Raw genomic sequence first — 16,276 nt, 5'->3', positions numbered from 1 at the left:
AACAAATGTTAAGTATAAAAAATTTACACGCTTCGGTAGAAGATAAAGAAATATTAAAAGGGATTAACCTTCAAATTAATGCAGGAGAAGTACATGCTATTATGGGACCAAATGGTTCCGGAAAAAGCACGCTTTCTTCTATTATTGCTGGGAATGAAAACTACGAAGTTTCAGAAGGAACCCTGCTTTTAGACGGAGAAGACATCTCCGAATTAGCCCCTGAAGAAAGAGCGCATAAAGGAATTTTCTTATCGTTTCAATATCCTGTGGAGATCCCAGGAGTTTCGGTGACTAATTTCATTAAAACAGCTATCAACGAAAAGCGCAAGGCAAATAAACAAGAAGAAATGCCGGCAAATGAAATGCTAAAAATGATTCGTGAGAAATCGGAATTGTTAGAAATGGATCGTAAGTTTTTATCTCGTTCTTTAAACGAAGGTTTTTCGGGAGGAGAGAAGAAGCGAAATGAGATTTTTCAAATGGCTATGTTAGAGCCCAAAATTGCCATTCTTGATGAAACCGATTCAGGTCTAGATATTGACGCACTTCGAATTGTTGCAAATGGTGTAAATAAATTAAAAAATGAAAACAACGCAGTACTAGTAATTACTCACTACCAACGCTTGTTAGATTATATTATTCCTGATTTTGTTCATGTATTAATGGATGGAAAAATCGTAAAATCGGGTGGAAAAGAATTGGCCTACGAACTTGAGGAAAAAGGATACGATTGGATTAAAAACGAGTTGGTATAAAATGGATTTGAAAGAAAAATTAGTATCCTCATTCATGGCTTTTGAAGAACAAATTGATGTTCATTCAACGCTTCACGATACCCGTACGGCAGCAATAAAAAACTTTGAAAATAAAGGATTTCCAACAAAAAAAGAGGAGGCTTGGAAGTATACCTCGCTGAATTCGATTTTAAAAAATGACTATTCTGTATTTCCAAAAAACGAAAATTCTATTGAATTTGCGGATGTAAAAAAATATTTTCTACATGAAATAGACACTTTCAAAGTGATTTTTGTTGACGGAAAATTTTCTTCTTTTTTATCTTCTACAACTCATGATGGTTTGGATGTTTGCTTAATGTCATCGGCTTTAACCAAGCCAAAATACAAGATGGTTATTGACGAATATTTTAATAAAATAGCCAACAAAGAAGAATCGTTAACCTCTTTAAATACTGCTTTCGCAAACGAAGGAGCTTATATACACATTCCAAAAAGCAAGGTAGTTGAAAAACCTATTGAGATCATTTATTTCTCCACAGGTGTTGAAGCTGCTTTAATGTTACAGCCTAGAAATTTGGTTGTGGTTGGCGAAAATGCGCATGTTCAAATTATTGAAAGACACCAAAGTTTAAACGAAAATCCGGTGCTAACGAATTCGGTAACCGAAATTTTTGCTCAAAAACGCGCCATTGTAGATTATTACAAAATTCAGAATGATTTGCAATCTGCTAACTTGGTTGACAATACGTATATATCTCAAAAACAAGAAAGTAGAGTTTCAGTTCATACCTTTTCATTTGGAGGAAATATCACTCGAAACAACCTAAACTTCTATCATTTTGGAGAGCGAATAGATTCTACTTTAAAAGGAATTACCATTCTTGGCGATAAGCAACATGTAGACCATTTTACTTTGGTAAATCATGCAACACCGAATTGCGAAAGCCACCAAAACTATAAAACCATTTTAGCTGATAGCTCGACAGGTGTTTTTAACGGTAAAATATTTGTAGAAAAAGAAGCCCAAAAAACAGATGCTTTTCAGCAAAACAATAACATTTTAATTGGAGATAAAGCTACAATCAATGCCAAGCCACAACTAGAAATTTTTGCTGATGATGTAAAATGTTCGCACGGTTGTACCATTGGGCAATTAGACGAAAGCGCTATGTTTTACATGCAACAACGCGGAATTCCGAAGAAAGAGGCTAAGGCATTATTGATGTATGCGTTTTCTAATGAAGCTATTGAAAGCATCAAAATACCGGAATTGAAGCAACGAATTACTAAAATTATCGCGACAAAATTAGGCGTTAATTTAGGTTTCGATTTGTAGTTATTTTATACTTTTCACTACCATACTTAAAAACCCGTTGAAGTCAAATTTTTCGCTTAATCCAAGGTGAACAATTACTAAATCTTTGCTTGGGAATATAGCAACCATTTGTCCTTGATAACCGCTGGCATAGTACATTTCTCTTGGCACATCTGGGAAATATCCTCCAGAGTTTAACCAAAATTGAGCACCATATCTTCCGTTAGAAGTATTGGTAGGTGTAGCTACATATTTGGCCCAACTTTCGTCAAATACTTGCTCGCCATTCCAGTTTCCTTTATGAAGGTATAACAAGCCTAGTTTTGCCCAATCTCTTGTAGTTGCCCAACCATAAGAAGAACCAACAAAATTTCCTGCCATATCGGTTTCAATTACTGCCGAATGCATGCCTATTTTATCTAATAATGCGCTATACCAAAAATCTAAATATTCTTGATGGGTTTTGAATTGATTTCTGATAATTCCGCTTAATAAATTGGTTGTTCCTGAAGAGTAATTCCAATGAGAATTTGGAGCAAAAGGAGCCGGTTTTTCCAACTGAACTCTTGACATATCTTCTGCTTTAAATAGCATTTTGGTAGCATCACAAATCTTATCGTATTTTTCTTCCCACTCTAATCCAGAGTTCATGTGAAGCAAATCATTTACAGTGATTTTAGCACGATTATCATTTTTCCATTCAGTAATTGCTGCAGGTTTATTAATGTCTATTTTACCTTGTTTTTGCAATATTCCAAATAGCGTTCCGGTGATACTTTTGGTCATCGACCAACCTAATAATCTTGAGTTTTTATTGAAATTTGTATCGTATTTTTCAGCAATAATTTTGTCTTTATATATTACAAGAATGGCACGAGTACGTTTAGCTTTTTCACCCTTTTTATCAAATGAATTTGCTACGGCTGCATTTAATTTTTTGTAATCAATATTAGAAAAAACGGTGTCTTTAGGTTCATTATCGCCATAAGGAAAGGGCAAGTTGATTTTGGTTTTTGATCTTTTTGGAACTTCGTAAGGCTTGCTGGTGTCAAAATCATCGTTTATTAAGGTTGCCCCCAATCCTTCTCTATAAATTGCTTTACGCTCCATGATCCCGTACACACTAGAAGTAGCAAATTTGCCCGCTTCATTTATAGCATTTGTGGCTAATTTTACTAACGGAATATCATTATCTCCTTGCTCAATTACTTGCAACGGACGGTTGTCTAAAAAATGACCTGACGCCGAGCTTTTCGCAGAAAAACCAGATATTAAGTTTAATTTAGGATAGGTTGTTATTCCAAAATAAATTAAAAAAACAAGTACGGCAAGAGCAAAATAGTTAAGAAATTTCTTCATTTTTGATGTTGATTTGGACTGCAATTTAGGAAATAAAGTTTCAATAAATAATTGAAATAATAATTAACAACTCTTTGCTGAAATAATCTGCAATTTTATTACTTTTGTATTTAGAAAAATTCTAAATAACAATGTTGGATATACAAAAAATACGCGCTGATTTCCCCATTCTTTCTCAGAAGGTAAATGGAAGACCGCTCGTATATTTCGATAACGGAGCCACTTCGCAAAAACCAAAAGTCGTTATTGATGCGATTTCCAAATATTACGAAGAATACAATGCAAATATTCACCGTGGAGTGCACACTTTAAGCCAATTAGCAACTGATGCGTATGAGGTTTCTAGAAAAAAAATCCAAGATCATATTAATGCAAAATTTTCTCATGAAGTAATATTTACTTCGGGAACCACCCATGCCATTAATATGGTTGCTAGCGGAATTTCAACTATGATTAAAGCTGGTGATGAGGTATTGGTTTCGGCATTAGAGCACCACAGCAATATTGTTCCTTGGCAAATGTTGTGCGAACGAACAGGCGCTTTTTTGAAAGTAATTCCGATGAATGAAAAGGGAGAATTAGTCCTTTCAGAATACGATAAATTACTATCTGATAAAACTAAAATAGTTGCAGTAAATCATATTTCCAATGCTTTGGGAACAATAAACCCAATTCAATATCTAATTGAAAAAGCGCACCAATATGGCGCTGCAATACTAATCGACGGAGCTCAAGCAACACCTCATTTAAAACCAGATGTTCAGGCACTAGATTGTGATTTTTATGTTTTTTCTGGCCATAAAATCTGTGGCCCAACTGGAGTTGGTATTCTTTATGGAAAAGAAGAGTGGCTAAATAAATTACAACCTTTTCAAGGAGGTGGTGAAATGATTGCAACCGTATCTTTTGAGAAAACAACCTATGCTGAATTACCTCATAAATTAGAGGCTGGTACGCCAAATATTGAAGGCGGAATTGTCCTTGGAACAGCAATAGATTACCTAAATGAAATTGGCTTTGAAAACATTGCTACCTATGAGCAGGAATTGTTAGATTATGCCACTTCAAAATTAATACAAATAGAAGGATTAAAAATTTATGGAACGGCAACAAATAAAACATCTGTTATCTCTTTTAATGTTGCAAAAATTCATCCGTATGACATTGGTACGATTATAGACAAATTAGGAATTGCGGTTCGAACAGGTCACCACTGTGCCCAACCCATCATGGATTATTATTCAATTCCAGGTACGATAAGAGCCAGCTTTGCTTTTTACAATACCAAGGAAGAAATAGATATATTTGTAGACGCCCTGATTAAAGCAGTAAGTATGTTATCTTAAAAAAACAGTATGAAAACAATTGCACTATTATTTCTTTCACTTTTTATGGCAAAAGGGTGTTCTCAAGATGAGAAAAAAGACCTTGCTAATGCCGAGATTATTTATACTGCAAATACTAGAGGGTATTATCAAAAAGTAACCATTCATAACCAAGAAATTACAATTTCTAAAGACCGTAATGAAGAAGGAGCTGGAACAACAACTAAGATTTCTGAAGCAAATTGGAACGAGCTAGTACTTCTATTTAATAAATTAGATTTAGAAAAATTGAGTAGCTACGAAGGGCCAACACAAAAGCGATTTTATGATGGCGCAGCAATTGCCAATATGAAAGTATCTTATAAAGAAAAGGAATACCAAACCAACGATTTTGATCATGGAACACCACCGTTAGAAATTGAATATTTTGTAAAAAAATTACTTTTATTAGCAATACACGAATAAATGTCAATACAAGAAATACAAGCCGAAATAATTGATGAATTTTCAATGTTTGATGATTGGATGCAACGCTATGAATTCATCATTGATTTAGGAAAATCGTTACCACTAATTGAGGAACAATATAAAACAGAAGACAATATCATTCAAGGATGTCAGTCTAAAGTTTGGGTGCATGGCGAATTGGCTGACGATAAAATAGTATTTACTGCTGATAGTGATGCCATTTTAACTAAAGGAATTATTGCTATCTTGATTCGTGTTTTTTCAAACCAAAATCCAGCTGACATTTTAGATGCGAACACCGATTTTATTGACGAAATAGGACTAAAAGAACATTTGTCGCCAACCCGCGCCAATGGATTAGTTTCTATGATTAAACAAATAAAAATGTATGCCTTAGCCTACAGTCAAAAATAAATTACAAATAACTAAATACAATTGCCCCGAGCAAATCGATTATGGAAGAATACAAGGACGAAATTAATTTAGGAGAATCAGTTGTAAAAGTTTTAAAAAGCATTTACGATCCAGAAATTCCAGTAGATATTTATGAATTGGGATTGATTTATGATGTGATGATTAATGAAGAAAATGAGGTAAAAGTATTAATGACTTTAACTTCGCCTAATTGCCCTGTAGCTGAAACATTACCTCGTGAAGTTGAAGAAAAAGTAACCAAAATAGACGCTATTAAATCGTGTGAAGTTGAAATAACTTTTGATCCACCATGGAGTAAAGATTTAATGAGTGAAGAAGCTAAACTAGAATTAGGAATGCTTTAAATAAATGGAAGAAATAATTAATAAAGTAGCCAATTCTTCGCTTCAAGTTTTTGATTTGGAAGATTATTATGTTGCTGGTATTCGAACCCAGTTGGACATTTCGCAATGGCTTTATGAAGGATTTCTATTAAAAGAAAAAGACTTTCGTGAAGCATTGAAAAACCATGATTGGTCTCAATATAAAAACCATTTTGTTTCTATTCATTGTTCATCAGATGCCATTTTACCTGCATGGGCTAGCATATTAGTTACAACCTATTTATCTCCAATTGCCAAAAAAGTTGTTCTTGGAACTACAATTGATATGGAAACTTATTTGTATCAAGAAGTGCTTTCTAAAATTGATTATTCTGTATATAAAGACAAACCCGTAATCTTAAAAGGGTGTTCAAATAAGCCTGTACCCGAAACGGCTTATGTCATGGCAATGCAACAATTACAACCTATTGCTAAAAGCATTATGTACGGCGAAGCCTGTTCTGCAGTCCCGCTTTATAAAGCAAGATAATTCCTACAAATCTATTTTTTGGATTGGTATATTAACGAGTATTTATGCCATTTGTAGAATATTTTATTTTACCATTTATGTATAATTATTTACTCTATACTTTTTTCACACATATTTTTCATTTGCAAACATTTAATTACTAGAAAGTTAATGTTTTATTTTTTTATTATTACTTATAAGAATTATTTAATAAGTGTGTTTTTCTAAGTAAGCATCAATTTTTTCTCCCTGTCTTGTTTAATTAACTTTATTAATTAATTATAAACAACAACAAGATGAAAAAAATTATTCTCACATTAAGTTTGCTTTTAACCGTTTCCTTTATGTCTGCGCAAAACGCAGAAAAAGAAAATTTAAAGCAAAACGAAGCTGCTGCGGCAAGAAAAACAGTTGAATTACCAAATGGTTGGAAAAAATTTGGACAAATTAGCTTTTTGTTTAATCAATCAGCTTTTAATAATGCTTGGATGGCAGGTGGGACTTCAAGTATAGCGGGAAACATAGGTTTAAACTATGATTTTAATTACAAAAAAGGATTAATCGTTTGGGACAATAAACTTATTGCAGCTTACGGTTTAGCCAAATTAAAAGGCGCCGAACGAAATACTAAAACCGATGATAGATTGGAATGGAATTCACTTTTTGGGAAACAAGCTTCAGGATATTGGTATTATTCTGCATTTTTAAATTTTAAAACTCAAATGGATAGTGGATTTGACTCAACAGGAATGAATAGAATTTCCCAATTATTTTCTCCAGCTTATTTGCAACTTGGGCCAGGGATGTTATGGAAAAAAAGTGATAATTTAAAAGTAAATTTTGCACCTGCCACTTCAAGATTAATTATTGTAGATAGACAGTTTACAGAGTTTGGCACATCATTTGGTGTAGAGAAGGGAAAGACACTTCGATATGAATTTGGCGCCAGTATTTCGGGGTACTATAAATTGAATTTAATTGAAAATGTATCCATGGAAAACATTCTAAATTTATATTCAAATTATTTAGATAAGCCAGAAAATATTGATGTTGATTATCAAATGAATCTAGTTATGAAAGTAAATAAATTCATGTCGGCAAATCTTTCTTTTCAAGCAATTTATGATGATAATGCAAACCCTATTAAATCAGAAATCCAAATTAGAGAAGTATTTGGTTTAGGAGTGAATTATAGTTTCTAAAAAAAATGATCTAAATAAAAAGACCTATTATATAATAGGTCTTTTTTATTCTTTATCCTCAAGCGCATCTTTAAAGTCGGGATATAAAAACTTATTATAAGGAAATCTAGTAATATGAATTTCTCTCACCGCTTCATAAACGATTTCTCTAAATTGCTCAAAATTTTCTTTTTCAGTTGCTGAAATAAACAAGGCTTTCTTTTTACCTACATTATTCAACCAGGTCGCTTTCCATTCATCAAGTGTATAATGTTTGGTAGTTTTTTCAGTAATTAAATCATCTTCATCAATGGTAAGATGTTTGTACGCATCTATTTTATTAAACACCATAATGATTGGTTTATTATCACTTTTAATGTCTAATAATATTTGATTCACAGATTCTATATGGTCTTCAAAATCGGGATGTGAAATATCAACAACATGAAGTAATAAATCGGCTTCACGCACTTCATCCAAAGTGCTTTTAAATGACTCAATTAATTGAGTTGGAAGTTTTCTAATAAAACCTACTGTGTCGGAAAGTAAAAAAGGCATATTTTTAATTACAACTTTTCTAACCGTTGTATCAAGAGTTGCAAAAAGTTTGTTTTCTACAAACACATCACTTTTTCCAACGGCATTCATTAAAGTTGATTTTCCAACATTGGTGTAACCTACAAGCGCAACACGAACCATAGCTCCGCGATTGCTTCTTTGAACCGACATTTGTCTGTCTATAGTTTTAATTTTATCCTTTAATAATGAAATTCTATCCCTTACAATTCGGCGGTCGGTTTCAATTTCGGTTTCTCCAGGTCCACGCATTCCAATGCCTCCTTTTTGTCGTTCAAGGTGTGTCCACAATCCAGATAAACGAGGTAGTAAATAGATACATTGTGCTAATTCTACTTGGGTTCTTGCATAAGAAGTTTCGGCTCTTTGAGCAAAAATATCTAAGATGAGGTTGGTTCGATCTAATATTTTACAATCAATTATTTTCGATATGTTTTTTTGTTGAGAGGGGGTAAGTTCATCATCAAAAATAATAGTTGAGACATCATTTAATTTAACGAAGTGGTGAATTTCTTCAATTTTACCGGTACCTAAAAAAGTTTTTGGGTTTGGTTTATCCATTTTTTGCCAAAATCTTTTTATCACTTCGCCCCCCGCAGTAAAAGTCAGGAACTCCAGTTCATCTAAATATTCTACAAGCTTTTCTTCGCTTTGATTTTGAGTAACAATTCCTACAATTATTGTTTTTTCAAAATTTATTTTTTCTTTTTCTAACATTACAATTTATCTGCAGCAAAATTAAGGAAATGTTATGGGTTTTATGAAAAATATTATAGTATAAATGAGATTGCTTTACTTTAATTTTACAATAATTTCAAAATAAATTACTTTTTGTAGTAATTTTTTTATATTTGGAGATTAAACAAAAGAACATTTCTTAAAATAAAATTAAAATTAATAAATAATAATGAAAAAAATTACCTTTTTACTATTCGCTTTATTGATTTCCTTTGTTGGATATTCTCAATTTCCAACACCAGGAACAGAAGGTTTTGAAAGCACAACAGGACCAGATGTGCCAATTGCTACATCGCTTTCATCTCCTTGGTCGCTTGGAACTGGAGCTGCCGGAAATCAATGGGCAGTTTTTGATGTTGCACCTGCAGGCGCAGCTCAAGTGCGATGGGATAGAAATACTACAGTCGCAAATGTTTATGCAGGCACTCAAGCCGCATTTATAAATAGAAGGCAACTTGGAGCAGCTGGACTTGTTTCTGAAGACTACTTAGCAACCCCAAGAATAACGGTTCCTGCAAGTGGTCAATTAACATTTTGGACAAGAAAAGGATTTAACGCCAATGGTACAGGAGCAGCCGCTACTGCAGATGTTAATTATTTAATTAAAGTAAACACCAATACAACTGCTGGATCACAAACAACTCCAGCAAATTATACCGCAACTTTACAAACATGGAATAATGCCAATCCATTAGTGGCAACTTTCAATATATATGAATTAAAAACTGTTGATCTTTCAGCTTATGCTGGTCAACAGGTTTATCTTGCTTTTGTTAAAGTGTTTACTCAACCAACTACTGCTTTGAGCGGGAATAGTTGGTATGTTGACGATGTTAAAATCGTTCAACAATGTATTCCTCCTGTTGCCGCTTCATTATCTGCAACAGGTATTACTACTACTTCTGCTAATTTATCTTGGGGAGCAACTACAGCTAGCTCATGGGAGATTGAAGTTACATCGGGAGCGCCTACTGGAGTTGGAACAATTTATAACGGGGCTTTACCTTATGTTGCTACAGGATTAACGCCTGCAACTACTTATAATTATTATGTTAGATCAAAGTGTACGGATAGTGATAGTGTATGGGTTGGACCTTTCCCATTTATTACTTTAACTCCCGGTTTAACATGTCCTACAGCAATAATTATCCCACCCACCTTACCCTATACCACTACAGATACTACTGCAAATTATAGTGACACTACAGATGCTACTCAGCCAGCGGCTTGTGCAGGTGCTGGAACTAATTATATGGCAGGTAATGATGTTTTTTACACCTATACTGCAGCTACCACAGGAGCAATTAGTATTACAATGACTCCAGGTTCAGCAACTGCAACTAACTCTGGAATTTTTGTATACCAAGGATGTGGTAATGTTGGGGTTACTTGTTTAGCCGGTGTAGCCAATGCAACTAGCGGTATAAGAACTATTCCAAGTTTGAACGTTACAGCTGGACAAACTTATATTATTGTTCTTTCTTCAAGTGCTGCTAATCAAACTTATCCATACTCGTTATTAATTCAGCAATTAAATTGTCCTCCTCCTACAACTTTGTCGGTTAGTGGAATTACTCCTACAGGAGCTAATCTAAGTTGGACTAATCCAACTTCTACCAACTACACATCTTGGCAATATATAATTCAGCCTGCAGGATCTGCAATACCAACAGTTGCTGGTACTACAACAAATTCAAGTACTAACAATCCAGTCACAGGTTTAACCTCAGATACTGCGTATCAATATTGGGTTAGAGCAGATTGCGGAGATGGAACTTTCAGTCCTTGGACAGGGCCATTCCCATTTACAACAGCAGTTGCAGATCCAGTTTGTGGAGGGCTTTTTGTTGATGCTGGAGGTCAAGCAGGAAATTATCCAAACAACTCTAATATAACTTATCCTATTTGTCCTACAAATGCAGGAGATCAAGTAACCGTAACATTTACAGCATTTAACACGCAGTTAAATACCGATTTATTAAAAGTATACAATGGGAATGGAACAACAGGGGCATTATTAGGTACATATTCAGGAACAACTATTCCTGGGCCAATAACCTCTTCAACTCCAGATGGATGTTTAACTTTTGTATTTACTTCAAATGTAACTACACAAGCCGCTGGATGGGTTGCAAATGTGACTTGTTCACCAGCGCCACCTTGTCAAAAACCAATATTAGTTACTACACCAGCTGTATTGTTTAATTCCGTTCAGCTTGCTTGGACACAACCAATAAACCCTGATGGTTCTTCTGTAACTGCATGGGAATATATTGTTGTGCCATGTGGTACAGCAGCTCCTAATGCTACAACAGCTGGAACATCTATAACAACTAATCCTTTTACGGTTACAGGATTATCACCTTTAACCTGTTATGATTTTTATATTAGATCCATTTGTGCAACTAATAGTGAATGGGTTGGGCCTACAACCGCAAATACTCCTATTGGACCGCCTATTTGTGGAGGAAATTTTGCAGACCCACAAGGTATTGCAAACAACTATTTAAATAGTGTAGTAAATGCAACTACCCCTATTTGTCCTACGGGAGCGCCAGGACAACAAGTAACTGTAAGTTTTGTATCATTTAATACTGAACCAACAAATGATGTTTTAAGAGTGTATAGTGGAAGCGGAACAGGAGGCCCTTTATTAGGGACTTATTCTGGAACAACACTTCCACCATCAATTACTTCTGCTGCGTTAAACGGATGTTTAACTTTTGTGTTTAATTCTAATGCAACTATTACATCAGCAGGATGGTTAGCAAATGTTACTTGTGCACCAGCACCACCATGTCAAAAACCAATATTATTAAATGCTCCTTCAGCTAATGTATTATATAATTCTGTAAAATTAGCCTGGACACAACCTTTAAATCCAAACTCAACTTTGGCAACTTCATGGGAAGTAATTGCTTTACCATGTGGGTCTCCGGCCCCTACAGCAACTTCAACAGGGGTAATAACTGGAGGACCAACCAATTTTGTTGTTACTGGATTAATGCCATTAACTTGTTATGATTTTTATGTTAGAGCGGTATGTGATCCAACAACAACAAGTTCATGGACTGGACCAACTACTGCAACTACTCCTATTGCACCACCTATTTGTGGAGGGAACTTTGTAGATCCAGGAGGATTAGCAGGTGCTTATGCAAATAATGTTACAGCCACAACTGGAACAACTATAATTCAACCAGTTACACCTGGGGATTATGTAACAGTTACCTTTATCTCTTTTAATACAGAATTAAATAATGATGTATTAAAAGTGTATAGCGGTAATGGAACAGGAGGTATTTTATTAGGCACATATTCAGGAACAACAATTCCTCCAGCAATAACCTCTGCCTCACCAGACGGCTATTTAACTTTTGTGTTTACTTCCAACGGCACCACAACTGCAGCTGGTTGGCTTGCAAATGTAACTTGTGCACCTGCACCTGCGTGTCAAAAACCTGTTGTATTAACAGCTCCTTCAGCAACTGTTTTATATAATTCGGTACAATTAGATTGGATTCAGCCAGCAAACATTGATACTACTGTGGCAAATGCATGGGAAGTTATTGCATTGCCATGTGGATCTCCAGTGCCTACTGCAACTGCAACTGGTGTAATAGCCGCAGGTACTAATCCATTTGTTGTTACTGGATTAACTCCATTAACTTGTTATGATTTTTATGTGAGAGCATTATGTTCTCCTACAAGTTCAAGTATATGGGCAGGACCTGTAACGGCAACCACCCCAATTGCTCCGCCTATTTGTGGAGGAAACTTTGTAGATCCAGGGGGATTAACAGGTAACTATGCAAATAATACTACCGCTGCCACAGCAGGAGCAACCACTACAATTTGCCCTACAAATCCTGGCGATCAAGTTACCGTTACATTTACTGCTTTTAACACGGAATTAAACAATGACTTATTAAAAGTTTATAGCGGAACAGGAACTACAGGAACTTTATTAGCAACCTATTCAGGGTCAACAATACCACCAGCAGTTACCTCTGCTTCGCCTGATGGATGTTTAACATTTGTATTTACTTCAAATGGAACAACACCGGGAGCAGGATGGCTTGCAAATGTAACATGTGCGCCAGCTCCAGCATGTCAAAAACCAGTTGTAATTACAGCGCCATCCATTCAAAGTACAACCGTAACATTGAATTGGATTCAACCTGCAAACCCAAATACTACTGTACCTTCAGCATGGCAAGTTATTGCTTTACCTTGTGGTTCGCCAGCACCATCTGCAACTGTAACTACGGGTGTAATTTCTGCTGGGACTAATCCATTTACAGTTACCGGATTAACACTATCAACCTGTTATGATTTTTATGTAAGAGCCGCATGTGATGCAACAACTTTTAGTTCATGGTCTGGACCAAATACTTTCACTACAACACCATGTGATAATGCATGTAATTATACCTTTACTGTATCTGATACTTTTGGCGACGGATGGAATGGGAATACCATGAGTATTATTCAAAATGGAGTAACAATAGCAACACTTACAGGACCAACAGATGCTCAAAACGCAACACCAATACCCGTTTCTGTAACATTATGTCCAGGAACATTCCAATTATTTTGGAATGCTGGAGGAGGCTTTCCTTTAGAGGTTGGAGTTAAAATAACAAGTTTTTTAGGGGATGTAATATTTACTCACACTCCTGGAACTAATTTACAAAACACGTTATTATTTAGTGACACTACAATATGTACTCCTCCAACCTGTCCTAGACCAACTGCAATTTCAGCTGGCTCTACATCAAATACAACTGCTGCTGTAGGTTGGACCGAAAATGGAACTGCTACTCAATGGGAGATAATTTATTTACCCCAAGGTTCACCTGCACCAGGGCCAGGCTCAACGGGAACTATTGTAAATACAAACCCAGCTACTATTACAGGATTAGCATTTGGTACTTTTTATGATGTATATGTAAGAGCTATATGTTCTTCAACTGATATAAGTTTATGGAGCTCAGGAACTGCATTATATATAAACCCTCCATTGCCAAGTTGTGCGGGAGTTACTTTGAACTTAACCACTACTAGTCCTGGGGTATTAGACGTTTGTCCAGATGATAATTGTGTTAATTTAACAGCTAGTTATACTGATTCAAAAGACACAACTTCTTATAGTGTTTTCTCAACAACCTATGCTCCACCATTCCCTTTTACTGGAGGAACGCAAGTATCTGTAAATACTGATGATGTTTGGTCGGGAGATTTAACAATACCATTTAAATTCTGTTTTTACGGGGTGCCTTATACATCCTTAAATATAGGATCAAATGGAGTGGTATCTTTTAATAGCTATCCAGCAGGTCCAACTTGTCCATGGGCATTTACTGCTCAAATACCGGACACGAATTTTCCAATATTAAATGCAATTTATGCTCCTTATCAAGATATTAATCCAGGAGTTACAACCCCGCCAGCGCAACCAAATATTAATTATCAAGTTTTAGGATTAGCTCCTTGTAGAGTTTTTGTAATTAATTTTTCTAATGTTGCTCAATTTAGTTGCGGAGTAAATGTTGGATTACAAAGTAGTCAATTGGTATTATATGAAACATCTAATGCTATTGATATTTATATTAAAGATAGAACATCTTGTACAACATGGAATTCAGGAAGTGGAGTTATTGGAATTCAAAATGCAACAGGTACTAATGCCGTAGTTCCTCCTGGAAGAAATACCGGAACATGGCCTGCAACTAATGAGGCTTGGAGATTTTTACCAACTGGGAACTCAAATGTTACTTTCCAATGGCTACAAGACGGAGCGCCTTTAACTTCTAATTTAAGCACAACTGTTTGTGTAACAAATGACACTAATTTAACGGCAAAAGCTACCTATACAGCTTGTGACGGAACATTTGTAGTAAAAGAAGAAAATGTATTATTAAACTTAATAACACCAGTTACTCCTACTTTTGCTCCTGTGGCGCCACTATGTCAAGGGGATACTGCGCCACTACTTCCAAATACATCAACTAATACTACTGGAATTACTGGGGTTTGGTCTCCTGCAACTATAAACACTTCAGTAGCTGGAAATTCAACTTATACATTTACACCAAATGCTGGTCAATGTGCTGTGCCAACAACTTTAAATGTAACAGTAAATAGTAGTGTAACAACATTATTTAATACACCAGCGCCAATATGTTTTGGTTCTACAGCACCAAATTTGCCAACATCTTCAATAAACACTCCTGCAGCCATAACCGGTTCGTGGACACCAAATATTGTCAGTAATACCGCTACTGGAACCTATACATTTAACCCAGATCCTGGTCAATGTGCTACCCCCTCAACTGTTCAAGTTACAGTTAATTATTGTGCTCCCGGAACGTTTGCAAGTGCCGTTTGGTTAACTAATTGTGCTACTTCAAACTTCTTTAATACAGATGGTTCAGGAGCCAATTTAATTGGACCAGCTTCAAATGTTTTCTCAAATACAAATTTTGGCACATATGTTCAAAACTCCAATAATCTTATCTTAAGAGGAGCAGAGATTAAAACATTTAAAACACCATCTTCAAATTTCTGTAGCGCTCGATTAAATTATAGAGTTTATCCTGCAACTACTACTCCTGGCGCATTCCAAGTTATGGATTTGCCTTTATTTGACAATTGTTCTGGTGGAACTTTCCCAACAGGAGGGCCTTGTAATACTGGTGATCAAAAATGGCAAAGAGTCGTTCCTAATGGCACAACAAACCCTTATTCACCAGTTGACTTAACAGCATACCCTCCGGGAAATTATGTATTACAAGTTTACTATGATTTAACAGGAAGTGATACTACTGCAACAGGATGTGAACAAAACTATGTAGTTGATAATAGTGGAGCTTATTATACAGCAACATTTACAATTCAAGCACAGCCTAGTTATGCAAGCGCCAATCCTTCAACATGTGGAGGTGTAAATGGATCAATTACTATATCTGGGATGTTGCCAAGTACATCATATGGAGTTACCTATTTACAAGGGTCAACAACAGTTGGTCCAGTAAGTTTAACTTCAAATTCCTCAGGACAAATTATTATTGGGGGATTAAACGCAGGTACTTATTCAAATTTTGCTGTTGAATTAAATAGTTGTGTATATACATATACCACTCCTATTATATTAGTACAACCAAGTATCCCAACCGTAACTGTTAATAGTCCAACTGTTTGTGGAGTAAATGCAACAGTTACAGCTACTCCAGGAGCAGCGGGAACTTACACTTATGTTTGGACTGTGCCGTCTGGAGCCACTAACCCTGGCAATGTGAATACTTTTGT

At 35.4% G+C, this 16,276-nt stretch carries 11 protein-coding genes; 9 read left to right on the top strand and 2 right to left on the bottom strand.

Features of this window, described 5'->3' with window-relative positions; genetic code table 11:
• Positions 1-5 precede the first annotated feature (5 nt).
• Together sufC and sufD are read left to right on the top strand one after the other, a co-directional pair.
• Positions 6-755, top strand: coding sequence for a Fe-S cluster assembly ATPase SufC (gene sufC / locus ABWO08_RS02020; RefSeq protein ID WP_353083384.1), 750 nt, complete (start codon positions 6-8; stop codon positions 753-755).
• 1 nt (position 756) lies between these two features.
• Complete coding sequence (gene sufD / locus ABWO08_RS02015; RefSeq protein ID WP_353083383.1) at positions 757-2,073, top strand: Fe-S cluster assembly protein SufD; 1,317 nt, start codon at positions 757-759, stop codon at positions 2,071-2,073.
• On the opposite strand, the gene ABWO08_RS02010 is transcribed toward sufD, so the two are convergent.
• Positions 2,074-3,411, bottom strand: a complete 1,338-nt coding sequence (locus tag ABWO08_RS02010; protein WP_353083382.1) for a serine hydrolase domain-containing protein — start codon at positions 3,409-3,411, stop codon at positions 2,074-2,076.
• Positions 3,412-3,542: 131 nt separating this feature from the next.
• On the opposite strand from ABWO08_RS02010, the gene ABWO08_RS02005 reads away from it, so the two are divergent.
• From ABWO08_RS02005 to ABWO08_RS01980, 6 genes are all read left to right on the top strand, one after another.
• Positions 3,543-4,757, top strand: a complete 1,215-nt coding sequence (locus tag ABWO08_RS02005; protein WP_353083381.1) for an aminotransferase class V-fold PLP-dependent enzyme — start codon at positions 3,543-3,545, stop codon at positions 4,755-4,757.
• Between the two features lie 9 nt (positions 4,758-4,766).
• A complete protein-coding gene (locus ABWO08_RS02000) occupies positions 4,767-5,201 on the top strand; it encodes a hypothetical protein (protein ID WP_353083380.1) in 435 nt (144 codons plus the stop codon).
• Positions 5,202-5,618, top strand: coding sequence for a SufE family protein (locus ABWO08_RS01995; RefSeq protein ID WP_353083379.1), 417 nt, complete (start codon positions 5,202-5,204; stop codon positions 5,616-5,618). It begins immediately after the preceding gene.
• A 41-nt stretch (positions 5,619-5,659) separates the two neighbouring features.
• Positions 5,660-5,983, top strand: coding sequence for an SUF system Fe-S cluster assembly protein (locus ABWO08_RS01990; RefSeq protein WP_353083378.1), 324 nt, complete (start codon positions 5,660-5,662; stop codon positions 5,981-5,983).
• A gap of 4 nt (positions 5,984-5,987) precedes the next feature.
• Positions 5,988-6,491, top strand: coding sequence for a DUF2480 family protein (locus ABWO08_RS01985; protein ID WP_353083377.1), 504 nt, complete (start codon positions 5,988-5,990; stop codon positions 6,489-6,491).
• A 275-nt stretch (positions 6,492-6,766) separates the two neighbouring features.
• Positions 6,767-7,672 (top strand): DUF3078 domain-containing protein, encoded by a 906-nt coding sequence (locus ABWO08_RS01980; RefSeq protein WP_353083376.1) that lies wholly within the window; start codon positions 6,767-6,769, stop codon positions 7,670-7,672.
• Between the two features lie 45 nt (positions 7,673-7,717).
• Here ABWO08_RS01980 and hflX read toward each other — a convergent pair whose 3' ends face one another.
• A complete protein-coding gene (gene hflX / locus ABWO08_RS01975) occupies positions 7,718-8,944 on the bottom strand; it encodes a GTPase HflX (RefSeq protein WP_353083375.1) in 1,227 nt (408 codons plus the stop codon).
• 190 nt (positions 8,945-9,134) lie between these two features.
• On the opposite strand from hflX, the gene ABWO08_RS01970 reads away from it, so the two are divergent.
• On the top strand, positions 9,135-16,276 hold a 7,142-nt coding region (locus tag ABWO08_RS01970; protein ID WP_353083374.1), incomplete at its 3' end, for a fibronectin type III domain-containing protein.

The sequence above is a fragment of the Flavobacterium sp. genome (assembly GCF_040383245.1).
Taxonomy (GTDB): Bacteria; Bacteroidota; Bacteroidia; order Flavobacteriales; family Flavobacteriaceae; genus Flavobacterium.
Note: the sequence above shows the minus strand (reverse complement) of the source record. Positions and strands in the feature narration are given on the sequence as shown.